Genomic DNA, 22,705 nt, shown 5'->3' on the forward strand with positions numbered 1-22,705 from the left:
CGCCCGCCGCCTGATGGCGCACCACGACCGTTCGTCATGGGCACCGGTGGCTTGGGTTTGGCTGGTCGAGGCGCGTATCCTTGCTACCAGACTCGCAAGCTGATTATTTTGTCGACACCCTCTGAGCCGCTTCGTGCGCGAGGACGGACGCTGGTACTACGTGGACGGCGGCGGCGACGACCGCTAAATGCGGCTCAGAAGCCGGCCACGCCGGCGGCGTGCAGGCGCGCCGCCAGCGCCCGCACGTCCTCGTTGGCGAAGAACGCGCGCAGCCGCTTCGCCCCGGTGGCGCCAACGCCATTCATGCGCCGCCAGTCCGCCTCGCTGCGGGCGACCAGCGTGGCCCAGTCCGGCACCGGCGCGTCGCCCATCGGCGGCGGCGCCAGGGCCGCCAGCCAGCGGCCGAAATCCGCATCGTGCGCGGCGGCAAAGGCACGGCCCAACGCCGCCGCGCGTTCCGCGCCGATGCCATCGAGCGTGGCCAACTGCGCGGGCGTCAGGCGCATCCAGTCCAGCAGGCTTCGCACCTGTCCGGCATCGATCAGCTGCTGCCACAGCGCAGGGCCGACGCCGTCGAGGTCCAGTCCGTGGCGGCCGCCCAGCCACACCAGCCGCGCACGGAACTGCCCTTCGCAACCCGGATCGGGGTGCCAGCAGCTCAGCGCATCGTGCCCTGTATCCGGCGTGTGCACCGGTGTGCGCTCGCGGGTACGCCACACCACCGCGTCCAGGCGCGGGATGGTGAGCCCGGCCAGCGACACGCTGACGCGATCGCCGGGCCGCACGTCGAGTTGGCGCCAGCGCGTCAGTGACCCCACGCTCACCCGCTGCACGCGGTGGTCGTCCAGTTGCACCGGCTCCAGCTCAAGCACCACGCTCACCCGGCCGCTGCGGCCGGTGCGGAAATCCACGCCACGCACCGTGGCCAGCGCGCGTGCGGCCGGGTACTTCCACGCCACCGCCCAGTCCGGCGGCGCGGCCTGCCAGCGGCTGGCCGAGGGTCGTTGACCCTGGCGCAGCACCACGCCGTCGGCGGCAAACGGCAGCGTCTGGCGATACCAGCGCTCGCGCCAGCGCGTCACCTCGGCCAGCGTCGCCACCGGCTGGGTCAGCGCGGCGCTGTCGGCCAGACCCATCGTGCGCAGGCCGGCCAGGCGCGCGGCCATCTCGTCCGGCCCGCTCGGCCAGTCCCACACGAACAGGCCGATCCGGGCGGCGGTGGCGTCGTCCAGCTCGCCCCGCGCCAGTGCGCCGGCCACCTTCGAGCGGGCGTTGGCGCCGCCGTCGCGCGCCTGCACGTGGCCGGGCAGGCGCCACACCAGCTCGCCCTGCAGCACCACGCGCGCCGGCGCGTGGGCGAGCGTCTTGGGCACCGCGTCGATGCGGCGGACGGCGGCGCTCCAGTCCGAGCCGCGCGCGCCGTCGCCGCGGCTCACCGCCTCGCGCAGCGTGCCGTGCTCGTACAGCAGGGTGACCGCCACGCCGTCGGCCTTGGGCTGGATCCACAGGTCGTGCCCACCGCGCGAGCGCATCCACGCCTGCACGGCATCCGCACTGGGCAGCTTGGCCAGCCCGGTCTGCACCACCGGGGCACGCACGCTGCCGCCGGCGTCGGCCAGGTGCGGCAGCTCGGCCGGCGCCTGCGCGGGAAAGCACGCGCGCCAGACCCGGAACTGCACCAGCGCCTGGTCGTAGATGGCGTCATCCACCGGCGAGCGGCCTTCCACCCGATAGGCGTGGTTCCACGCGGCGAGGCGATCGTGCAGGGCGGCGAGCTCGGCGCGGGCGCGGGCGGGCGGCCAGTCGGGACAGCCCGCATGCAGCGGCGCGACGACCCACAGCAGACCCAGGACGAACGCGATCCCCGGCAGCCTGTCGGGCTTTGCTGGTCGAGACGAGAAGTCGGCTGGGCGAGGACGGATTTTCGACGTTTCGTCGGCCCATGGTGGTTCCATGGATCGGCCAAGCGGCGGAAACCGGGACCGCGCAGCCGGATTCGCCGCCCGGCCGAGCAAAGTCCGACAGGCTGCTGGACTACGCATGGCTGGACTACGCATAGTGTGTCTCCCGCGGCGCGCTCCGGCGCCGATCGGGCAAGCCTAGTCAGGACATCGACGCGTCCGACAGCGGGTTCGTGCCGGGCGCACTGTAGGCACCTGCTGCCTGCCGGCTAAAGCGTTCACCGACGCGTGCGCCCAGAGGCTGATAAAAAAAATTCGACCGCCGCAGCGAGCGCGCCGCCGGCACGGGCCTTTGGCGACGGTCGCCGCAGGTGGGCGATTTTTTCTCGGCCTTTCAGTCGGCGGTGCCGAAGCGCAAGGCGGTCTGGCCGTCCGGACGTCCGTTCGGAACGAACCGCCGCTCGACGATGCGGCCCGCGCCGCGGCGATCGATCAGCACCACCGTGCTCGCCCGGGTGCCGTAACGCTCGCCGCGGATGAACGCCGACGACAGCCAGCGCTCGCGTTCCAGGCCGATGCCGGTGTCCGGCAAGTCCTCGTCCGGCGCCTGGCGCTCGTCGGCCAGCGCGGCGAACAGCGGTTCGGTGTCGTCCGCATCGGTGTCGAGCCAGGCCTGCAGCCGGTCCATCAGCGCCCGCGTCTTCGGCCACGGCGCATTGAAGTCGGCGTTGGACAGGCCGTGCACGCCGGGACTGATCGGCTGCAGCCGCGGCGCCGGGCGGTTGCCGAGGTAGAAGCCGTCGCGCGCATCGAAGGTGAGCAGGTTGAACGGCCGGTAGTGCGCCGCCTCGGCCTGCAGTCGCTCGGCATGGGCGGGCGCGTCGTGCGGCCCGGTGAGGTAGTCCAGTGCGAGCAGGCCGCGCGAGCGTCCGAGCTGGGGATCGCGCGGATCGCGCACGTTGGTCACCACCGCGCAGCGGCCCTCGTCGGTGACGCCGAGCCAGGTGCCGCCGGCTTCCAGGTCCCGCCCGGCCGCCATCGTCGTATCCGGCCAGCGCGCCAGCGGCGCGCTCGGCCGGCCGTGGAACTCATCGCGATTGCCGGCGAGCACGAGCCGCCAGCGCGGATGGGCGTTCCAGGCGAAACCGATCAGGCACATGGGGCGAGGAGTGAGTGAAGAGGCATGAGGAGCGAGAGAGGAGGCGTCGAGGAGCAGGAGTTTGCAACGTTATCCGGGGAAGGCCCGATTTTGCTCGTCATCCCCGCGAGGCGCATGCCGCATCCATCATGCCGACGAGCTTTCCGTCGCCGCCCGCCGGGGCTTGCCGTGCCAGCCATCGCACGAAGCGAGTCGCCGCGTCTCTCAAAGTACACCGCCACCCCGTGGAAAGTGGTCTCGGCCGCTCGGGCCGGTGCCAGGGGGATGTTGCACGCCCGGCGCCATGGGTCGGGTTTCGCCCGCTGCCCGCCGGATGCACACTCGTCGCAGCCGCCGGCATCGAGCCCTCGGCGAGGAGACGACATGGTCCGCTGGCATCCCCTGCCCGTGCTGCTGATCGGCATGCTCACCCTGGCCTCCCGCGCCACGGCGGCGCAGCAGGACGCGGCCTGGCGCGCGGCGCAGGTCGCCGCCGCCGAACGCTCCGAGCAGATCATGGCGACCGCCGCCCGGCGCAAGGATCTGCTGGACCAGTACCGCGTGATGATGGACGCGGCCAGCGCCGCGCCGGCGGAAGATCGCGTGTTCAACATCATCTTCAGCCAGTACCTGAGCTGGTACCAGAGCTTCATCGGCGACTACCCGAACGCGCAGGCCAGCTACTCCATCGGTCAGCCGGCGCAGCCGGACGACGCGCCCTCGCCGCTGGCCGCGGGCTGGCGGATGCAGGACGCGCGCGTCGCCATCGCCCGCCTCGCCAGGGGTCGCCGGGTGGTGCTGTTCAACGAGGCGCACAACGTGCCGCTGACCCGCACGCTGACGGTGGCGATGCTGGCCACGCTGCGCGCCGAGGGCTTCAACTACTTTGCGGTGGAGACGCTGTACGGCGACGACCACGCGCTGGCCAAGCGCGGCTACGTCACCGCCGACAGCGGCTTCTACACCCGCGAACCGATCTACGCCGAGATGGTGCGCAGCGCGCTCAGGCTCGGCTTCACCGTGGTGGCCTACGAGTCGGACCAGCCCGGCACCGCGGACGAGCGCGAGCGGACGCAGGCGCGCAACCTCTACGACCGCGTGTTTCGCCGCGACCCCAGGGCCAGGCTGGTGGTGAACGCCGGCTACGCGCACATCCAGGAGAGCGGCGCCTACCTGGGCGGCCGCAGCATGGCGCAGTACCTGCAGCAGCTGGACGGCATCGACGCGCTGACGGTGGAGCAGACCATGCTGATCCCGCATCCGCAGGCCACGCAGGACCACCCGTGGTACACCGCGGCGATGGCCACGCGCCACCCCGATCAGCCGTTCGTGTTCGTCGACCGTGACGGCAAGCCGTGGTCGCTGCGCCCGGGCTACGACGTCAGCGTGTTCTTCCCGCCGCCGCGCCTGCGCCGCGAACGCCCGACCTGGCTGGGCCTGTGGGGACTGCGCCGGCCGTACTTCGTCAGCGGCGACACCGCCTGCGCACAGCGCTGGCCGTGCCTGGTGGAGGCGCTGCCGGCGAACGAAGGCGATGACGCGGTCGCCGCCGATCGCCTGCTGTTCGATCCGCCGCCGAACCCGCCGCCACTGCACGACCGGGTGCGGCCCTTGCGCGGCGCCACCGCGGGCGAGCTGTACCTGCGCCCGGGCGTCTACCGGCTGCGCATCAGCGGCGCCGACGGCCGCGTATCGGTGCGCCGGAACGTGCGCATTCCGGCACGCTGAGAACGTTGTGACTTTTCAACCGCTCAGGCCGGCCAGGGAAGGCCGGACACGCAAGTGCCTGATCCGCGTGAGTGAGTCCGGACAGGTGCCGGACTCACGATGGAAGAAAACCACAGGAAGTGGTTTTCTTCACAAGCTCCGGGCGCTCATGCGACCGCGGCCGCCACCGGCTGCTCGGCCAGCATGCGCGCGATCGAGCCGGCCGCCTCGCGGCCGTCGTACACCGCGCGCACCACCAGGTCGGCGCCGCGCACGTTGTCACCGCCGGCGAAGATCTGCCGATGGGTGGTCTGGTGCGGCAGCGCGCCGTGCTCGCCGGTGATCACGCGACCGGAGCGGTGCAACTGCACGCCGTGCGCCTTGAGCCAGTCCGGCGGACTGGGCAGGAAGCCGAACGACTGGATCACCACGTCGGCCTCGATCACCGCCTCGCTGCCCGGCACGTTCTGCGGGCGCGGGCGGCCATGGCCGTCCTTCACCAGTTCGGTGGCGATCACCCGCACGCCGCGCACGTGGCCGTGGCCGTCGTCGAGGATCTCCAGCGGCTGGCGCTGAAACACGAACTCCACGCCTTCCTCGCGCGCGTGTTTCACCTCGCGCGCCGAGCCGGGCATGCTGGCCTCGTCGCGGCGGTAGACGCAGCGCACCGCCGCGGCGCCCAGGCGCACCGCGGTGCGCACGCAGTCCATGCCGGTGTCGCCGCCGCCCAGCACCACCACGCGCTTGCCGGCGAGGTCGATCGGCGAGGGCTCGTTGCGCAGCAGGCGCTCGGTGTTGACGATCAGGAACGGCAGTGCGTCGTGCACGCCGTGCAGCTCGCGGCCAGGCAGCTGACCGTCGACGTAGGTGTAGGCGCCGGTGCCGACGAACACCGCGTCATAGTCGTCCAGCAGCTGGCCGAACTCGATGTCGCGACCCACTTCCTTCCCCAGCAAGAAGCGCACGCCCATCTCCTCCAGCACCGTGCGGCGCGTGCGCACCACGTCCTTCTCCAGCTTGAACGGCGGGATGCCGAAGGTCAGCAGGCCGCCGATCTCGCGCTGCCGGTCGTAGACGTCGGCGGCAATGCCGGCGCGGCGCAGGCGGTCGGCACAGGACAAGCCCGCCGGCCCGGCGCCGACGATCGCCACGCGCCTGCCGGTTTCCGTCACGTGCGAGAGGTCCGGTCGCCAGCCCTGGCGCAGCGCCTCGTCGGTGACCCAGCGCTCGATGCTGCCGATGGTGACCGCGCCGAACGCGGTCTGCTCCAGCGTGCAGGCGCCTTCGCACAGGCGGTCCTGCGGGCAGATGCGGCCGCAGATTTCCGGCAGCGGGTTGGTTTCGTGCATCAGCGTGGCCGCTTCCATGATGCGGCCGTCCTGCACCAGCTTGAGCCAGTTGGGGATGTAGTTGTGCACCGGGCAGGCGTGCTCGCAGTACGGATTGCCGCAATCGATGCAGCGCTCGGCCTGGGTGCCCGCCTCCCTGGTGGCGAAATCGCCGGAGATCTCGCCGTAGCCCAGCACGCGCACGTTGACCGGCACGGTGCGCGGCGGCTGTCGCGGCACGTTGAGGAACTGGAAGAGTTTGTCGGTCATCGGGGGGCCGGGAATAGGGAATCGGGAGTCGGGAATCGAGAGAGCTGGCGAGCTGGAGGTTTTCGCGGAGGGGCGAGTGCCCTATGCCGCGTAGCTTCCGACGCTTGACTCCGGGGCGTCGGCAAGCTCCGCGCAGTCACCCGGTTCTCTCTGAACGCCTTCACCCCACCGGACGTCATGCCCGCGAAAGCGGGCATCCACGGTGCTCTGATGCAGGAGCCGAAAATGGATGACCGGCATTCGCCGTTGAAAAGCACCTCCCGCGTTCGCGGGAATGACAGCGCCGGGGAGGCCGGCGGCTGTTGCCCGCTCTTGCCATTCCCGATTCCCGATTCCCCATTCCCTGGCCACAGCGAAGCGCGCCTCACGCCGCGCTCCGCAGTTCGTCCGCCAGCGCCGCCAGGCTCGCGGCCTTCGGCTTGACCAGCCAGAACTTGTACTGCAGGCCGCGGAAGTCGCGCAGGATCTGCCGGCCCCAGGCGCTGCCGGTGTATTCCACGTGGCGCGTCACCAGCTGGCGCAGGTGCTGCATGTAGTTCTCCATGCCCTCCGGCGAGATGCGCAGGATGTCGACCAGCTCGTGGTTGTAGCAGTCGACGAAATCGCGCTCCAGATCGAGCACGTAGGCGAAGCCGCCGGTCATGCCCGCGCCGAAGTTGAGGCCGACCTTGCCCAGCACCGCCACCACGCCGCCGGTCATGTACTCGCAGCAGTGGTCACCGGCGCCTTCCACCACCGCCAGCGCGCCGGAGTTGCGCACCGCGAAGCGCTCGCCGGCGCGGCCGGCGGCGAACAGCTCGCCGTCGGTGGCGCCGTACAGGCAGGTGTTGCCGATGATCGAGGCGTCCTGGCTGGCGAACGGCGAGTCGGCCGGCGGCCGCACGATGATGCGGCCGCCGGCCATGCCCTTGCCGACGCCGTCGTTGGCCTCGCCGACCAGGTCGATGTGCACGCCGCCGGCATTCCACGCGCCCAGGCTCTGTCCGGCGGCGCCGGTGAGCGCGAGCGTGATCGGCGATGCGTCCATGCCGTGGTCGCCGTGCGCGCGGGCCACCTCGCCGGACAGCCGTGCACCGATCGCGCGGTCGGTGTTGGCGATGGCGTATTCGAAGCGGCCGCCGTGCTTGCCGAGCACGGCGTCGCGGGTGTCGGCGCTGATCCGCGAGGCCAGCGCGGCGGGGTCGCGCATCGGGTTGCGCGCCAGCGTGCAGGCCGCGTCCGCGCTGGCGCTCAGGCCACGGCCGTCGATCAGCGGCGAGAGGTCGAGCCGGTGCTGCACGGGCGTGGTGCCTTCGAGCTGGCGCAGCAGGTCGGTGCGCCCGACGATCTCCTCGATCGAGCGCGCGCCCAGTTCCGCCAGCCGCGCGCGCACGTCCTCCGCCACGAAGCGGAAGTAGTTCATCACCATTTCGGGCAGGCCGATGAAGTGATCCTTGCGCAGCACCGGATGCTGGGTGGCCACGCCGGTGGCGCAGTTGTTGAGGTGGCAGATGCGCAGGTACTTGCAGCCCAGCGCCACCATCGGGCCGGTGCCAAAGCCGAAGCTCTCGGCGCCGAGCATCGCCGCCTTGATCACGTCCAGGCCGGTCTTCAGGCCGCCGTCGGTCTGCAGCCGCACGCGGCCGCGCAGCTCGTTGCGGCGCAGCGTCTGCTGCGTCTCGGCCAGGCCGAGCTCCCACGGCGTGCCGGCGTACTTGATGGAGGTGAGCGGGCTGGCGCCGGTGCCGCCGTCGTGGCCGGACACGGTGATCAGGTCGGCACCCGCCTTGACCACGCCCGCCGCCACGGTGCCCACGCCGGCGTGGCTGACCAGCTTCACCGAGACCAGCGCCTCGGGGTTCACTTCCTTCAGGTCGTGGATCAGCTCGGCGAGATCCTCGATCGAGTAGATGTCGTGGTGCGGCGGCGGCGAGATCAGGCCGATGCCGGGCTTGGCGTAGCGCAGCCGGGCGATGGTGGCGTCGACCTTGTGGCCGGGCAGCTGGCCGCCCTCGCCGGGCTTGGCGCCCTGCGCCACCTTGATCTGCAGCACCTCGGCGTTGACCAGGTAGTGCGGGGTGACACCGAAGCGGCCCGACGCGACCTGCTTGATCTTGGACATCTTCTCGGTGCCGTAGCGGGCGGGATCCTCGCCGCCCTCGCCCGAGTTGGAACGCGCGCCGAGCCGGTTCATGGCGATCGCCAGCGCCTCGTGCGCCTCCGGCGACAGCGCGCCCAGCGACATGCCGGCCGAGTCGAAGCGCTTGAGGATCGCCTCCACCGGCTCGACCTCGTCCAGTGGGACCGGCGCGCCCAGCGGCTGCGGCCCGAGCAGGTCGCGCAGCGCCGACGGCGGGCGATGGTCGACGTGATCGGCGTAGGCGCGATAGTCGGTCGCCTCGCCGCTGCGCACCGCCTGCTGCAGCGTGGCGATCACGTCGGGGTTGTACATGTGGTACTCGCCGCCGTGCATGTACTTGTACAGGCCGCCGGCACGCAGCGGCAACGCCTCGTCCCACGCCTCGGCGGCGAGCAGGCGCTGGTCGTGCTCAAGATCCTCAAAGGTGGCGCCGCCGATGCGCGAGGGCGTGCCGGGGAAGCACAGCTCGACCACTTCCGGTGCCAGTCCGACGATCTCGAACAGCTGCGCGCCGCGGTAGCCGGCGATGGTGGAGATGCCCATCTTGGAAAGGATCTTCAGCAGGCCCTTGCGGATGCCGCGGCGGTAGCTGCGGCCCACCTCGGCGCGGTCGGCGTCGATGTGGCCCTGGCGACCGAGCTCGAACAGGCTCTGGTAGGCCAGCCACGGATAGATCGCGGTGGCGCCGAAGCCGATCAGGCAGGCGAACTGGTGCGGATCGCGCGGCGTGGCGGTTTCCACGATCAGGTTGCACTGGCAGCGCAGCCCCTCGTCGATCAGGTGCGCGTGCACCGCGCCGGTGGCCAGCAGCGCGTGGATCGGCAGCTTGCCGCGCTCGGGGTAGCGATCGCTGAGGAACACCAGCACCTGGCCGTCGCGCACGCTCTGCGCCACCTCGCGGCACAGCCGGCGCAGCGCCTGCTCCAGGCCTTCCTCCGGCGCGTACATCAGGTCGAAGCGCGGCGTGCCGGCGAACTGCGGCAGCGCCAGCAGCTGGCGCAGCTTGCGCTGGCTGAGGACGGGCGAGTTGATCAGCGTCTGCTTCGCGTTCTCCGGCTTGAAGTCGAACACGTTGCCTTCGGGGCCGAGCTGGGTCACCAGCGACATCACCAGCTTTTCGCGCAGCGGATCGATCGGCGGGTTGGTGACCTGGGCGAAGGCCTGGCGGAAGCGGTCGAACAGCGGACGCACCTGGCGCGACATCGCCGCGATCGGCGTGTCGTCGCCCATCGAGCCGGTGGCCTCGGCCTCCAGATCGGCCAGCACCTTGAGCACCGACTCGCGCTCCTCGCGGGTCAGGCCGTAGAGCTTCTGGTAGCGGTGCAGTTCGTCCGGCGGCAGCGGTTCGGCCGCCAGCGAGGGATCGATCAGGTCCGATTCGAGATAGCTCACGCCCGCGCGCAGCCAGTCGCGGAACGGCGCGCGCGCGCGGTTGATGGCGTCGATGTCGGCGTCGCGCAGCAGGCGGTGCGCCTTCAGGTCGACCGCGATCATCTCGCCCGGCGCCAGCCGGCCCTTGGCGACCACCTGCGACGAGGGCACGTCCCACAGGCCGGCCTCGGAAGCGACGATCAGGTGGTTGTCGGCCGACAGCGCCCAGCGCGCCGGGCGCAGGCCGTTGCGGTCCAGCGTGCAGGCGGCGTAATGGCCATCGCACATCACCAGCCCGGCCGGACCGTCCCACGGCTCGCTGTGCAGTGCGTAGTACTCGTAGAACGCCGCCAGATCCTCGTCGATGCCCTCGCGCGCGGCGAACGCCGGCGGCACCAGCACGCGCATCGCGGCGAGCAGGTCGAGCCCGCCGGCAAGCAGCACTTCCAGCGCATTGTCCAGGCTCTCCGAATCGGAGCCGGTCTGACGCACCAGCGGACCGAGGTCGGACAGCTCCAGCAGCGGCGAGCGCAGGACCGACTCGCGCGCCTGCATCCAGCGGCGGTTGGCGCGGATGGTGTTGATCTCGCCGTTGTGCGCCAGCAGGCGGAACGGCTGCGCCAGTCGCCACTGCGGCATGGTGTTGGTGGAGAAACGCTGGTGGAACACCACCGCGTCGGCGGCGAGCGCCGGATGCAGCAGGTCCGGATAGACCTCGCGCAGGCGGCCGGGCGCGGCCATCGCCTTGTAGCCGACGACCTCGGCCGACAGCGTGATCACGTAAAAATGCCCATCCTCGCGCAGCGCGTGCTCGGCGCGGCGACGCGCGCGGAACAGCGCGCGTTCGAATGCGCCCTCGTCCATGCCGTGCGCGGGCTCGACGAAGATCTGCCGTACCCGCGGCTGCGCCGCCGCGGCCAGTGGTCCGCACGCCTCGGCGTTCACCGCCACCTCGCGCCAGCCGGCAGGCTCCACGCCCTCTTCGCGCAGGTGGCGCTCCAGTTGCACCGCCGCCGCGTCGCCGCCGGCCGGATCGAGGAACACCACGCCGGCGGCGAAGCGCTCGCCCAGCGCGATGCCGGCTTCCTTCGCCAGCGCGCGCAGCCACGGCTGCGGCCGGTGCAGCAGCACGCCGCAGCCGTCGCCGCTGATACCGTCGGCGTTGACGCCGCCGCGGTGGGAGAGTCTGGCGAGCGCCGCAAACGCGGTGTCCACCACCCAGGCGCTGGCGCGCCCGTCCACCTGCGACACCAGGCCGAAGCCGCAGCTGTCGTGTTCGAAACTCGCGTCGTACATGCGCGGCGTAACCTGCTGGTGCAAGGTCGCCTCCCTTGTTCGTTCAATGAAACCGTTGGGGACACCAACGCCTGCAGCGCACGCGCTGCAGGCAATTGACAAGACGTGCAGTCCGACTGTACGCACATTTGATGCGACGCGTCAAAGGCATTTGGGCGTCCAAACGAAAAACGCGACAACCGGGCGGCGCAACCGAGGTCGCCGCCTCGCCGCCGCGGCAACGCTCGGTGATAATCGGGACCATGCCCCCACCCGCCCACCTCCGCCTGCTGCTCCCGCTGTGTCTGGCCAGTCTCGTCATGCTCCTCGCCGCGCCGCCCGCCCAGGCCCGGCGCGGCGGCCAGAGCGCCGCCGAGAAAACCCGTGCCGAGCACAGGCTGGACGACGTGCGCAGCCGCATGGAGGCGCTGGCCAGGGCGCAGGAAGCCACCGCCAGCGAACGCGACCGCGTGAATGCCGAGCTGGCCAGGCGCGCCCGTGCGCTCGCCAGTGCCGCCAGCGCCGTACGTGCCACCGAGGCGCAGATCGCCGCCAGCCAGCACGACCTGGAACAGTTGCAGCAGCAACGATCAGCACTGCAGACGAAGCTGGACCGACAGAAGGCCGCCATCGCCGACCTGCTGCGCGCCACCTACGCGCTCGGCCAGGGTTCGGACCTGCGCCTGCTGCTGGGCGACGAGGACGTGGCGCGCATCGCCCGCGCACTGGCCTATTCGAAATACTTCCAGCGCGACCGCCTGCAGCGCGTGCAACAGCTGATGGGCGACCTCACCAAATTGCAGGACGTGGAGAACGCCATCACCGCCGAGCAGCAGGCGCTGCAGGCCACCCGGGCACGACAGGTCGAACAGGCGAAGGCGCTGGCGGCGCGGCGTTCCGAACAGCAGAAGCTGGCCGAGCAGATCGATGCCACCTACCGGAACGAGGCCGCGCGGCTGGCCGCCCTCAGGCGCGACGAGGCCGCACTCACGTCGCTGGTGAGCAGGCTGCAGGCGGTGATCGACCAGGCGGCCCGCGCGGCCGCACGCACGCACGGCGGCCGCGCGGCCCCCAGCGGCGGCAAGGCCCCGATGCTGGCCAACATCCGCGGCAACCTGCCGTGGCCGACCTCCGGCGCGGTGCACAGCTACGGCAACGGCGTGCTGATCAAGGCGCCGGGCGGCAGCGAAGTGCATGCGGTGGCGAAAGGCCGGGTGGTGTTCGCCAACTTCCTGCGCGGCTACGGCATGCTGGTGATCCTCGACCACGGCGGCGGCTGGATGAGCATGTACGGCAACAACGAGGCGCTGCTGCACCGGGTCGGCGACACGGTCGAGGCGGGCGAGCCGGTGGGCACCGCGATGGCGCCCACCGGGGTCAACACCGGCGCCTACTTCGAGCTGCGCCACGGCAACAAGCCGGTGGACCCGCGCAGCTGGCTGGCCAGCCATCGTTGACGCCACCCGTGCGGCAACGCAGGCTAGGAGCGTGGGCCGTAGAAATCTTTGGGCTGCGATTGTGCTCTCATCCATAGGCTGCGCCTCTCGTCGGGCTTACATAGTGTGACTATGCGCACCCTCCGATAGACGCATCCTATGGCGATAGCCCAATCTCGCTACCCAAAGTTTCTACGGTCCACGCTCCTAGTGCGGTGTTGCACGCTCGCGGGAGGCGGGAATTACCGCCGCTGCCGGCGGTCCAAGCCCCCACGCGCCCCGCCTCGATCGTCCGGAGTTTCCCCATGCGTCGTTCCCCCGCCTGCGGCCTGATCGCCCTCCTGCTGGCCGTGCCGCTGGCCCGTGGCCAGGACCTGCCCGCCGCACCGTCGAGCGCCGCCGCGGCACCGGCCGCCACGGGCCCGGTCGCCGGCACGCCCGATCCGGTGGACCTGAAGGACATCCGCAATTTCAGCCGCGTGTTCGAGGTGGTGCGCCAGGCCTATGTGGAGAAGGTCGACAACAAGACGCTGATGAAGGCCGCCATCAGCGGCATGCTGGCCGGACTCGATCCGCACAGCGAATACCTGGACAAGGACGGCCTGGCCGCACTCACCGAGGACACCACCGGTGCCTACAGCGGCCTGGGCATCGAGGTGATCGAGCAGGACGGCCAGCTGCGCATCGTCTCGCCGATCGACGACACGCCGGCCGCGCGCGCGGGCATCAAGGCCGGCGACACCATCGTCAGGATCGACGGCAAGCCGGTGACCGCGGAGAACATCGACGCGATGTTCAAGGACCTGCGCGGCGAACCCGGCAGCAAGATCACCCTCACCATCGTGCACGATAAGAGCGACCAGCTGATCGACCTGCCGCTGGTGCGCGAGAAGATTTCCGTCACCAGCGTGCGCACGCGGGAAATCGAGCCCGGCTACGCGTACATCCGCATCAGCCAGTTCCAGGAAAACACCGCGCCGGACCTGGAGAAGAAGCTCGGCGCGCTGATCGCCAGATACGGCCAGCCCAAGGGCGCGGTGCTCGACCTGCGCTCCAATCCCGGCGGCCTGCTCACTGCCGCCGTGGCGGTGAGCGACGACCTGCTCGACGCCGGCACCATCGTCACCACGCGCGGCCGGCTGGCCGACGCCAACATGAGCTTCAGCGCGCATCCGGGCGACCTGCTCAACGGCGCGCCGCTGGTGGTGCTGGTGGACAACGGCACCGCGTCGGCGGCGGAAATCGTTTCCGGTGCGCTGAAGGACAACCATCGCGCCCTGATCATCGGCAGGCGCACCTTCGGCAAGGGCGTGGTGCAGACCGTGCTGCCGCTGGACGCCGACCACGCGGTGAAGATCACCACCGCGCGCTACTACACGCCCAGCGGCACCTCGATCCAGGCCGAGGGCATCAAGCCCGACATCGCGCTGGCCGACCTCACCGTGAACAGGGCCGACAGCGGCCCGCAGCTGATCACCTCCGAGGCCGACCTCAGCCACCATCTCGCCAACGAGGACGGCAGCGCGCCGAAGGACATCAACAACGACGGCAGCGCCGAGAACGCCAGGCTCGCCACCCAGGACTACGCGCTGTCGCAGGCGCTCAACGTGCTCAAGGGGCTGGCGCTGAACCATCGGGCAGCGCATTGAACCCGCATTGTCGGTAGGAGCCCACCCTGTGGGCGACCGATGCGGCAACGGAGCCCGAGGCCTTTCGCGCACAGGGTGCGCTCCTACACGCCCCGGTAGGAGCCCACCCTGTGGGCGATCGATGCGGCAATGAAGCCCGAGGCCTTTCGCGCACAGGGTGCGCTCCTACACGCCCCGGTAGGAGCCCACCCTGTGGGCGATCGATGCGGCAATGAAGCCCGAGGCCTTTCGCGCACAGGGTGCGCTCCTACACGCCCGGGGGCTTGAGCAGCCACGCCACCGCCAGCACGCCCAGCTCGTAGAGCAGGCACATCGGCACCGCCAGCATGATCATCGAGGTGATGTCCGGCGGAGTGATGAAGGCGGCGATGGTGAAGGCACCGACGATGGCGTAGCGCCGCCCGCTGCGCAGCTTCTGCAGGTTCACCACGCCGACCGCGGCGAGGATCACCACCGCCACCGGCACCTCGAAGCACAGGCCGAAGGCGAAGAACATCAGCATCACGAAATCGAGGTAGTGGGTGATGTCGGTCATCATCTCCACCCCCTCCGGGGTCACCGCGGCAAGGAAACGGAACGCCGCCGGCAGCACCAGGAAATAGGCGAACGCGCAGCCGGCATAGAACAGCAACAGCGAGGCGGCCAGCAGCGGCCGGGCCAGGCGCTTCTCGTGCCTGTACAGGCCAGGGCTGACGAACGCCCACAGCTGGTACAGGATCATCGGCATCGAGATGAACAGCGCCACGTAGAACGCCAGCTTCAGCGGCGTCACGAACGGGCTGGCCACCTCGGTGGCGATCAGGTGCGCGCCCTGCGGCAGACGCGCCACCAGCGGCGCGGCCAGTTCGGTGTACAGGCGGTTGGCCATCGGCACCAGCGCCAGCAGCACCAGCAGCACGGTGACGCTGGCACGCACGATGCGGCTGCGCAGTTCCAGCAGGTGCGAGAACAGGCCCTGTTCGGCGTCGCCGGAATCGTCAGGCCTGGCCACGCGGCACCTCGTCATGGAGCGGCGCCGGGGCCGGAGCGTCGGCCGTGGGGCCGGTCATCAGGGTTTCACCGGGTTTGGCCGACGCACCGTCGACATCGACCGCGGGCGGCGCCGCGGGTTTGCCGGCCAGCTCGGCGACTTCGGCTTCGGCGGCCGACCGCGCCTTGCGCGCGGTCTCGCCGATCTGCGCCTGCACCTGGTCGAGCTTGGCCTGCGCCGCCTCGGCCTGCGCCGCGGCCTCGCGCGCGGCCTTGCGGATCTCTTCCACCTGCAGTTCGCGTTCCACCTCCGCGCGCACGCTGTCCCAGCCGGAGCGCAGGCGGCGCAGCAGGGTGCCGGCGGTGCGTGCCGCCACGGGCAGCTTCTCCGGTCCCAGCACGATCAACGCGATGACGGCAAGCAGCAGCAGCTTGCCGAAGCTGATCTCGATCATGGCCGCACGCCGTCGACGTGCCTACTTGGCGTCGCTGGAGTCGCGCTGACTCTGCGTGGCGCTGTCGGCGGCCCTGGGCGGGTCGGCTTGCAGGCGCTCTTCGGCCTGCTTGCGCTTGGCCGCGTCCTCTTCATCGCCGCTGAGGCCCTTCTTGAAATCGCGCATCGCCCCGCCGAGGTCGGCGCCGATGTTGCGCAGCTTGCCGGTGCCGAAAATCACCACGACCACGATAAGCAGGATGATGAGATGCCAGATGCTCATGATGTCCTCGAATGCCAAGCGGGGTGGGAGGGCGCGCCGCACCTGTCGCGGCGCGCCCTCCGGATCAGCGCGAAGTGTACTCCTCCAGCCGATCGCGGAAATCGACCACCTGGCTCGGCACGTTGCTCACGCCGCCCTCGAAGATGCGCCGCGGCGTGATGCCGGCACCGTAGACAGCGGCGTTGGCGTCGTAGTCGATGCGCAGCGCCGAGCCGTCCAGCGCCACGCCGGCAAACAGACCGCGCGAGCGCGAGTAGGAGTAGATCTCCGCTTTCATCTGGCTGTCGGTCGCCGCGCTGGCGGTGCGGCCCACCGGGCCGGCCGCGGCCGAGGCGTCGGCGCCCAGGGTGAACTTGCCGTTGACGATCGAATCCACCCCGCGCCGGGTGCGGAACACCAGCACCACGTCGGTGGACGACACGCCGATCTGGAAGCCCACGCTGCCACCGGTCATGGTGATGAAGCTGGGGTTGGACCAGGTACCGTCCGGGCTCTTCACCGAGATCAGCCCCTCGCCGCGGCGGCCGCCGAAGATGAAGCCGGCCTTGACCATGTCCGGAATCACCGCGATCGCCTTGGCGTCGCGCAGCAGGTCCTGCGGGATCGCCTTGTCCGGCGCCTGCATGATCTCGTTCAGCACGCGCACCGCGTTCTGGGCCCGCACCAGCGGCGGATCCTCGGCGTGGGCGGCCATCGCCGGCAGCAGCAGAATCAACCCAAGCAGCGACCATCGACGCAGGGATGCTTTGAACATGGCGGGCTCCGAAATCCAAGGGGAAGGGGATCGTGCGGCATCGCGTGCGAGCAGGCCGGCGCGGCGGCCTGTGGCAGACTGGGCGGCCCTGTCACGACCGCCGCCGACGCCCATGAGCAGCCACTATACCGGCCTGGCCGGGTATGCCCACGACCAGAGCGCCAAGGCTGGCGTACTGCTGGTGAACCTCGGCACACCGGAAGCGCCCACCGCCCGCAAGGTGCGCCCCTACCTGGCGCAGTTTCTTGGCGACCCGCGCATCATCGAGCTGCCGCGCTGGCTGTGGAACCTCATCCTGCACGGGGTGATCCTGCGCATTCGGCCCAGGCGCTCGGCCCGCGCCTACGCGCGCATCTGGACCGAGCAGGGCTCGCCGCTGCGCACCGGCAGCGAGGCGCTGATGCGGGCGCTGCAGGCGGAGATTGCCGCGCGCCGGCCGGGGCCGGTCACCGTCGAGCTGGCGATGCGCTACGGCGAGCCGTCGGTGCGCCGGCAGATCGAGAAGATGCAGCGCGAAGGCGTGCGCCGGCTGCTGGTGCTGCCGCTGTACCCGCAATATTCGGCGACCTCCACCGGCTCGGTGATCGATGCGGTGGCCGACACGCTCAAGGTGCTGCGCTGGCCGCCGGAGCTGCGCCTGATCAACGACTACCACGACGACCCGGCGCACATCGAGGCGCTGGCGAAAAGCATCGAGGCGTTCTGGGCCGAGCGCGGCCGCGGCGACAAGCTGCTGCTGTCCTTCCACGGCATCCCCGAGCGCTACCTGCGCGCGGGCGATCCGTACTTCTGCCAGTGCCACGCCACCGCGCGCCTGCTGCGCGAGCGACTGGGGCTGGAGACCGGGCAGATCCTCACCAGCTTCCAGTCGCGGGTGGGCCGCGAGCGCTGGCTGCACCCGTACACCGACGAGACGGTCAAGCAACTGGCGAAAAACGGCATCAGGAAGCTCGACGTGATTTCTCCGGGCTTTGCCGTAGACTGCCTGGAGACGCTGGAGGAGATCGCCATGCAGAACCGCGAGTTCTTCCTCGAAGCGGGCGGCACCGACCTGCGCTACATCCCCGCGCTCAACGACTCGCCCCACCAGGTCAAGGCACTGGCCGACCTGGTGCTGCGCCACGCGCAGGGCTGGCCGGAATTTGCCCCGGACTACGACGCCACAGCCGTGCGCGCCGGCCAGCTCGCCGCCAAGGCCCGCGCCGATGCCATGCACGGTCGCACCGGCTGAAGCACATGGGCGAGAAGCACATGGGCGAGCCGCGCGAACTTCGCATCGACCTGCCCGCCCTGCGGCTGGCCGCGCTGGCCTGGGGCGACGACGACGCGCCGCCGCTGCTCGCCCTGCACGGCTGGCTGGACAACGCCGCCAGCTTCGCGCGGCTCGCCCCGCGGCTGGCCGCGCGGCATCGGGTGATCGCGCTGGACCTGCCCGGTCACGGCCACTCCGATCATCTGGGCGAGGGTGCCAGCTATCACTGGTCGGACTACGTGCGCGCCGTACTCGGCGCCGCCGACGCACTGGGGCTCGAGCGCTACGCGCTGCTGGGCCATTCGCTGGGCGCCGGCATCGCCTCGATGGTGGCCGCCGCCCGGCCCGAACGCATCGAACGCCTGCTGCTGATCGAAGGCCTCGGCCTGCTCGGCGACGACGGCACGCAGACACTGCAGCGCTTCCGCCACGCGCTCGCCCACGAGCCGGCCGGCAAGCGCCTGCGCACCTTCGCCAGCATCAAGCAGGCGATCAGCGCGCGCACCCTGGCCAGCGGCCTGCCGGCCAGCCAGGCGCGACCGATCATCGAACGCGCGCTGCGCGAAGCCGACGGCGGCTGGCAGTGGCGCAGCGACCCGCGCATCAACCGCCCCACCCCGCTGCGGCTGGCCGAAAGCCAGATCCACGCCCTGCTCGCCGGCATCGACGCCCCCACCCGCCTGCTGCTGGCCGAACCGGCCACCTCGTACCTGCCCAGCGCACCGATGCAGCGCCGCGCCGCGTGCGTGCGCGCTATCCGCGTCGCGCACATGACCGGTGGGCATCATCTGCATCTGGAGCATGCCGAGGCGGTGGCGGAGTGGGCGTTGGCGGCGGGCTGATCCAACCGCCGCGACGTCCGCGAGTCACGACAGGTGCCTTTCGTTCGAATCGCGCAGACACGCAGCCCAAACCCCACCCCGACATGCCAGCGAAAGCTCATACCGCGTCCCGTACGAAGCCGCATTTGCACCCCACCCCGTCATGCCAGCGAAAGCTGGCATCCAGCGCCTTCAGGTTCGAAGCGCAAGGTGCTGGATACCGGCGTTCGCCGGTATGTCGATGGCGCATGGCGGCTCTCCGGCAAATGAGAACGCCATGGTAAGCGAGGGCGACACGCGCGCGCCGTCCTCGCCGTGGGTGTCAGCCGGAGATCGCCAGCCGCTCGGAGCGGTACAGCTGCATGGTGACGCCCGCCACGATGATCGCCGCCAGCGCACTGCCGCCCAGGCAATAGGCCAGGTGCAGCGGACTCACGCCGGTGCCGCGCACCAGGTCGAGGATGCCCAGGTGCTGGCCGAGCAGCGGCACGGCGTACATCCAGTCCTGCGGCTTGATCGGCATCACCATCAGCGCCACGCTGGGCAGGATAGGCAGCATCATCAGCAGCGACACGTAGGTCTGCGCCTCGCGGTAGCTCTTGGCGAACGCCGCCACCATCGACTGCAGCGCGCCGAGCAGCACGATCATCGGCAACTGCAGCAGCAGCACGTGCAGCGCGAACGACGGCCCCAGGTGCAGCTCCATGCCCAGCTTCTCCGCCGGCACGAAGCGGCCGACGATGCCGAAGCCGACCAGGCAGATCACCAGGCTGGCGGTGGAGAACGCGCAGATCGCCGCCAGCTTGCCCAGGAAGATCTTCCAGCGCGGCACCGGATTGGCAAACAGCGGCTCCAGCGATTGCCGCTCGCGCTCACCGGCAGTGAGGTCGATCGCCAGGTACATGCCGCCGATGAACAACGTGAGCACGAACAGGTACGGCAGGATGTTGAACAGCAGCACGGCGCGCGATTGGGCCGTGGCCTGATCGCGCTTGGCCACCACCACCGGAATCGCAGTGGCCGGCGACAGCCCGCGCGCCACCAGCCGCATCGCCCCCTGCACGCGCGCATAGCCCTCGATGAGCTTGGTCACCCGTTCCACCGGCGTGTTGGCATCGCGCTGGGAGGAGTCGTAGATCACCTCCACCTGCACCGGTTCGCCCTTGCGCCAGGCCTCGGGGTAATCGGCGCGAATGCGCAGGGCGAGATCGATCTCCTGGTTGCGTACCGCCGCCTCCGGATCGGCGATCGCCGGCTGCGGCACCACGCCGCCGGCCTTGAGCGCATCGACCAGGTTGGGGGCGTACTGCGCGCCGATCACCGGTACTTTCAGCGGCTTGTCCGCCTTGTCCAGCTCGCGATTGATGGTGAAGTTGATCAGCATCACGAACATCAGCGGCGTCAGCAGCGGGCCGGTGAGGAACGCGCTGGTCAGCGTACGGCGGTCGCGCAGGTTCTCGCGCACCTCCTTGAGGAACACGGTGAGCACGGCACGGGTGCGGCGCACGGGGTTGTCCAGGGCATTCATGCGGCGAGGCCCTCCTCGCTGCCGATCAGTTTCACGAAGGCTTCCTCCAGGTTGCTCTCGCCGGTCTGCGCATGCAGCTCGTCCGGCGTGGCATCGGCGACCACGCGGCCGCGCGCGATCACCACGATGCGGTCACATAGCGCGCCCACCTCCTGCATGATGTGGCTGGAGAACAGCACGCAGCGGCCCTCCGCCTTCAGGTTGAGCATGAACTCGCGCAGCGCGCGGGTGGCCATCACGTCCAGGCCGTTGGTCGGCTCGTCCAGAATCACGTTGCGCGGGTCGTGGATCAGCGCGCGGGCGATCGCGGTCTTCACCCGCTGGCCCTGCGAGAAGCCCTCGGTGCGCCGGTCGGCGATGTCGGCCATGTCCAGCGCGCCGATCAAGGCCTCGCGGCGCGTACGCAGCTCGTCTTCCGGCAGACCCTGCAGGCGCCCGAAGTAGTCGATGTTCTCGCGCGCGGTGAGGCGCTTGTAGAGGCCGCGCGCATCGGGCAGCACGCCCAGCCGGCGACGCACTGACAGCGGATCGACCGCCGCGTCGATGCCGTCCACCAGCACCTGGCCGCGGTCGGGCGCCATCAGCGTGTAGAGCATGCGCAGCGTGGTGGTCTTGCCGGCGCCGTTAGGGCCGAGCAGGCCGGTGATCTCGCCGTCGCGGGCGGCGAACGTGACGCCATCGACGGCGTTCACCGCGCCGAAGGCCTTGTGCAGATCCTTCACCTCGATCATGGCGTGGCACTCCTGGTCCGGCATGAGCTTGCGCGCAGCAGCACCGACAGGGCGACCATCAGCGGAAGCAGAATCTGGGCGAAGAACGGGGGCGCGCTGCACAGCGCCGCGATGAACATGGCCGCCGCCCACAGCAGTGCGGCAAAAAGGGTTTGCTGCTTTTTCACGGCGTCGCTCCGTTGAAATCGATGAACATCGGGGTGGGCTTGAGACGCTCCAGGCAGCTGGCGTCGAGCGTCTTCGGCTGCAGGTCTTCGACGAAGTGCTTGACGATCTTCGGCATGCAACCGGCGCCGATCACGTTATGACCCTGGCCGGTGGCCACGAGGTGGCGCGCATTGCTCAAGCCCTTGAGCACCTCCTGGCCGTAGCGCGGCGGCGTTACCGGGTCGTACTGACCGGACAGCAGCAGCACCGGCTTGTCGGTCTTCAGCGGGTCGTGGAAATCCTTTGGCCGCGTGCCGTGCGGCCACACGCTGCAGACCGTGGTGAGCGCGTCGATCATGCGCGTGCCCAGGATGGTGTGCTCGTCCTGCGGGCGCGGGGTGAACAGGTCGGCGTCCTCGCTGCAGATCACCGAGGACTGCATGCCGCCGTTCATGGTGTCGGCGAGGTCGCCGGAGAGCAGCTTGGCCTGTCCCAGCAGCGGGCCGACGTCGCCGTGCGCGGCCGCGTCGATCGACAGCGGCAGCAGCGCCGCGGTGATCGGCGAGTAGGCGAACATGCGCACCACGCTGGCCAGCGAGAACTCGCTCAGCCGGCGCTGCACGGTCTGGTAGCTCTGCGGGTCGCGGAAGCTCACCGTGTGCGGGTTGGCGCGCAGCGCGTCGCGCAGCTGGTACAGCGTCTGGTACGGGTCGCCAAAGCGCTTGTGGCACTCCGCATCGGCGGTGCAGCGGGCGAACTGCGCCTTCAGTGCATCGTCCAGGTTCTGCGCGAAGTCCTCGCCCAGCACCAGCGAGTTCGGCACCACGCCATCGAGCACCATTGCGCGCACCGCGTCGGGATAGCGCATCAGGTACTGCTGTGCCATGCGCGTACCGTAGGAGACGCCGACCAGGTCGAAGCTCGGCGAGCCCAGCGCCTTGCGCACGTCTTCCAGATCCTGGGCGGCGATGGTGGTGGTGTAGAAGCGCGGATCGGCGTTCTTCTCCACCTGCGCCAGACAGCGGGTGATCTCGGCCTTGAGTTTTTCCGGATCGTCCTCGACGTCATCGTCGGGCGTGGCCGGCTTCTCGTCGTTCTTGCAGCTCAATGGATGCGAGCCGCCGGTGCCGCGCTGGTCCAGCAGCAGCAGGTTGCGGTGCGCGAGCAGCGGATCGAGCGCGGCAACCGCTGCCGCCGCGTTCTCGGTGGCCGCCTGGCCGGGACCGCCGGCGAGGAACACCAGCATGTCCCTGGCCGCCACTTCCGCGTTCGAACGCACCACCGCCAGGCGCAGCTTGATCCTGCGGCTGGCCGGATCGTCGCGGTTCTCCGGCACCTCGAACGGCGCGCACCACGCGGCGGTGGTCTGAGCGCTGTGGGGCTGGCCCAGCTCACACGCGGTCAGCGTGAGCGAACCGAGCTTCCAGGTGGCCGGTGGCGCCGGCTTGACCGGCGCGGCCGGCACGGACGATGCGCCGGTACTTGCAGGCGTCGGCTCGGCCGCCTTGCGTCGATGGGCCACATGGTTGGCGACAAGGATCGCGACTGCAATCGCGACCGCCACGCCCATGCGTCCTGCTCTGGATTTCATGC

16 protein-coding genes and 1 pseudogene are annotated in these 22,705 nt (G+C 70.3%); 5 read left to right on the forward strand and 12 right to left on the reverse strand.

Annotation, left to right across the window (positions count from 1 at the left end; genetic code table 11):
* Nucleotides 1-194 precede the first annotated feature (194 nt).
* Together ligB and ACO2Q2_RS14685 are read right to left on the reverse strand one after the other, a co-directional pair.
* Nucleotides 195-1,955 carry an NAD-dependent DNA ligase LigB gene (gene ligB, locus ACO2Q2_RS14680; RefSeq protein ID WP_423256660.1) on the reverse strand — a complete coding sequence of 587 codons (1,761 nt, stop codon included), beginning with the start codon at nt 1,953-1,955 and terminating at the stop codon, nt 195-197.
* A gap of 340 nt (nt 1,956-2,295) precedes the next feature.
* The gene (locus tag ACO2Q2_RS14685; RefSeq protein ID WP_423256662.1) at nt 2,296-3,060 is read right to left on the reverse strand and encodes an NRDE family protein; all 765 of its coding nucleotides are present in this window, start codon (nt 3,058-3,060) and stop codon (nt 2,296-2,298) included.
* A 363-nt stretch (nt 3,061-3,423) separates the two neighbouring features.
* On the opposite strand from ACO2Q2_RS14685, the gene ACO2Q2_RS14690 reads away from it, so the two are divergent.
* Nucleotides 3,424-4,767 (forward strand): hypothetical protein, encoded by a 1,344-nt coding sequence (locus tag ACO2Q2_RS14690; protein ID WP_423256664.1) that lies wholly within the window; start codon nt 3,424-3,426, stop codon nt 4,765-4,767.
* A 146-nt stretch (nt 4,768-4,913) separates the two neighbouring features.
* Here ACO2Q2_RS14690 and ACO2Q2_RS14695 read toward each other — a convergent pair whose 3' ends face one another.
* Complete coding sequence (locus ACO2Q2_RS14695) at nt 4,914-6,344, reverse strand: FAD-dependent oxidoreductase (protein WP_423256666.1); 1,431 nt, start codon at nt 6,342-6,344, stop codon at nt 4,914-4,916.
* A gap of 364 nt (nt 6,345-6,708) precedes the next feature.
* Nucleotides 6,709-11,130 (reverse strand): glutamate synthase large subunit, encoded by a 4,422-nt coding sequence (gene gltB / locus ACO2Q2_RS14700; protein WP_423256728.1) that lies wholly within the window; start codon nt 11,128-11,130, stop codon nt 6,709-6,711.
* A 242-nt stretch (nt 11,131-11,372) separates the two neighbouring features.
* On the opposite strand from gltB, the gene ACO2Q2_RS14705 reads away from it, so the two are divergent.
* Together ACO2Q2_RS14705 and ACO2Q2_RS14710 are read left to right on the forward strand one after the other, a co-directional pair.
* A complete protein-coding gene (locus ACO2Q2_RS14705) occupies nt 11,373-12,566 on the forward strand; it encodes a murein hydrolase activator EnvC family protein (RefSeq protein WP_423256668.1) in 1,194 nt (397 codons plus the stop codon).
* Between the two features lie 284 nt (nt 12,567-12,850).
* Nucleotides 12,851-14,194, forward strand: a complete 1,344-nt coding sequence (locus tag ACO2Q2_RS14710) for a S41 family peptidase (RefSeq protein ID WP_423256670.1) — start codon at nt 12,851-12,853, stop codon at nt 14,192-14,194.
* A 247-nt stretch (nt 14,195-14,441) separates the two neighbouring features.
* Here the strand turns inward: ACO2Q2_RS14710 and tatC are convergent, their stop codons facing one another.
* From tatC to ACO2Q2_RS14730, 4 genes and pseudogenes are all read right to left on the reverse strand, one after another.
* Nucleotides 14,442-15,185, reverse strand: a complete 744-nt coding sequence (gene tatC / locus ACO2Q2_RS14715) for a twin-arginine translocase subunit TatC (RefSeq protein WP_423256672.1) — start codon at nt 15,183-15,185, stop codon at nt 14,442-14,444.
* Nucleotides 15,172-15,618, reverse strand: a complete 447-nt coding sequence (tatB, locus tag ACO2Q2_RS14720) for a Sec-independent protein translocase protein TatB (protein WP_423256674.1) — start codon at nt 15,616-15,618, stop codon at nt 15,172-15,174. Before tatB ends, tatC begins: the two co-directional genes overlap by 14 nt.
* A 21-nt stretch (nt 15,619-15,639) precedes the next feature.
* The gene (gene tatA / locus ACO2Q2_RS14725) at nt 15,640-15,879 is read right to left on the reverse strand and encodes a twin-arginine translocase TatA/TatE family subunit (protein WP_423256676.1); all 240 of its coding nucleotides are present in this window, start codon (nt 15,877-15,879) and stop codon (nt 15,640-15,642) included.
* 67 nt (nt 15,880-15,946) lie between these two features.
* Nucleotides 15,947-16,618: pseudogene (locus ACO2Q2_RS14730) on the reverse strand (lipid-binding SYLF domain-containing protein); the annotation flags it as partial.
* A 127-nt stretch (nt 16,619-16,745) separates the two neighbouring features.
* Here ACO2Q2_RS14730 and hemH point away from each other — a divergent pair.
* Together hemH and ACO2Q2_RS14740 are read left to right on the forward strand one after the other, a co-directional pair.
* Entirely contained in the window at nt 16,746-17,864 is a 1,119-nt protein-coding gene (hemH, locus tag ACO2Q2_RS14735) for a ferrochelatase (protein ID WP_423256678.1), read from the forward strand.
* A gap of 5 nt (nt 17,865-17,869) precedes the next feature.
* On the forward strand, nt 17,870-18,727 hold the full coding sequence (locus tag ACO2Q2_RS14740) for an alpha/beta fold hydrolase (RefSeq protein WP_423256680.1): 858 nt from the start codon (nt 17,870-17,872) through the stop codon (nt 18,725-18,727).
* 301 nt (nt 18,728-19,028) lie between these two features.
* On the opposite strand, the gene ACO2Q2_RS14745 is transcribed toward ACO2Q2_RS14740, so the two are convergent.
* The 4 genes from ACO2Q2_RS14745 to ACO2Q2_RS14760 are packed head-to-tail and all read right to left on the reverse strand — an operon-like array spanning nt 19,029 to nt 22,703.
* Entirely contained in the window at nt 19,029-20,234 is a 1,206-nt protein-coding gene (locus ACO2Q2_RS14745) for an ABC transporter permease (RefSeq protein ID WP_423256682.1), read from the reverse strand.
* A complete protein-coding gene (locus ACO2Q2_RS14750; RefSeq protein WP_423256684.1) occupies nt 20,231-20,965 on the reverse strand; it encodes an ATP-binding cassette domain-containing protein in 735 nt (244 codons plus the stop codon). The genes ACO2Q2_RS14745 and ACO2Q2_RS14750 overlap by 4 nt, the downstream gene beginning before the upstream one ends.
* Nucleotides 20,962-21,132 carry a hypothetical protein gene (locus tag ACO2Q2_RS14755; protein ID WP_423256686.1) on the reverse strand — a complete coding sequence of 57 codons (171 nt, stop codon included), beginning with the start codon at nt 21,130-21,132 and terminating at the stop codon, nt 20,962-20,964. The genes ACO2Q2_RS14750 and ACO2Q2_RS14755 overlap by 4 nt, the downstream gene beginning before the upstream one ends.
* Entirely contained in the window at nt 21,129-22,703 is a 1,575-nt protein-coding gene (locus ACO2Q2_RS14760) for an alpha/beta hydrolase (protein WP_423256730.1), read from the reverse strand. Before ACO2Q2_RS14760 ends, ACO2Q2_RS14755 begins: the two co-directional genes overlap by 4 nt.
* Between the last annotated feature and the right edge of the window lie 2 nt (nt 22,704-22,705).

This window comes from Dyella sp. KRB-257, from assembly GCF_049445995.1.
GTDB lineage: Bacteria > Pseudomonadota > Gammaproteobacteria > Xanthomonadales > Rhodanobacteraceae > Dyella_A.

What these genes read in the sequence shown, in the direction of transcription:
- gltB (WP_423256728.1), bottom strand. Translation starts at nt 11,130, where the DNA reads ATGTACGACGCGAGTTTCGAACACGACAGCTGCGGCTTCGGCCTGGTG.
- ACO2Q2_RS14695 (WP_423256666.1), bottom strand. Translation starts at nt 6,344, where the DNA reads ATGACCGACAAACTCTTCCAGTTCCTCAACGTGCCGCGACAGCCGCCG.
- ACO2Q2_RS14710 (WP_423256670.1), top strand. Translation starts at nt 12,851, where the DNA reads ATGCGTCGTTCCCCCGCCTGCGGCCTGATCGCCCTCCTGCTGGCCGTG.
- ACO2Q2_RS14690 (WP_423256664.1), top strand. Translation starts at nt 3,424, where the DNA reads ATGGTCCGCTGGCATCCCCTGCCCGTGCTGCTGATCGGCATGCTCACC.
- ACO2Q2_RS14760 (WP_423256730.1), bottom strand. Translation starts at nt 22,703, where the DNA reads ATGAAATCCAGAGCAGGACGCATGGGCGTGGCGGTCGCGATTGCAGTC.
- ACO2Q2_RS14750 (WP_423256684.1), bottom strand. Translation starts at nt 20,965, where the DNA reads ATGATCGAGGTGAAGGATCTGCACAAGGCCTTCGGCGCGGTGAACGCC.
- ACO2Q2_RS14705 (WP_423256668.1), top strand. Translation starts at nt 11,373, where the DNA reads ATGCCCCCACCCGCCCACCTCCGCCTGCTGCTCCCGCTGTGTCTGGCC.
- tatA (WP_423256676.1), bottom strand. Translation starts at nt 15,879, where the DNA reads ATGAGCATCTGGCATCTCATCATCCTGCTTATCGTGGTCGTGGTGATT.
- hemH (WP_423256678.1), top strand. Translation starts at nt 16,746, where the DNA reads ATGAGCAGCCACTATACCGGCCTGGCCGGGTATGCCCACGACCAGAGC.
- ACO2Q2_RS14685 (WP_423256662.1), bottom strand. Translation starts at nt 3,060, where the DNA reads ATGTGCCTGATCGGTTTCGCCTGGAACGCCCATCCGCGCTGGCGGCTC.
- tatB (WP_423256674.1), bottom strand. Translation starts at nt 15,618, where the DNA reads ATGATCGAGATCAGCTTCGGCAAGCTGCTGCTGCTTGCCGTCATCGCG.
- ACO2Q2_RS14745 (WP_423256682.1), bottom strand. Translation starts at nt 20,234, where the DNA reads ATGAATGCCCTGGACAACCCCGTGCGCCGCACCCGTGCCGTGCTCACC.
- ACO2Q2_RS14740 (WP_423256680.1), top strand. Translation starts at nt 17,870, where the DNA reads ATGGGCGAGAAGCACATGGGCGAGCCGCGCGAACTTCGCATCGACCTG.
- ligB (WP_423256660.1), bottom strand. Translation starts at nt 1,955, where the DNA reads ATGGAACCACCATGGGCCGACGAAACGTCGAAAATCCGTCCTCGCCCA.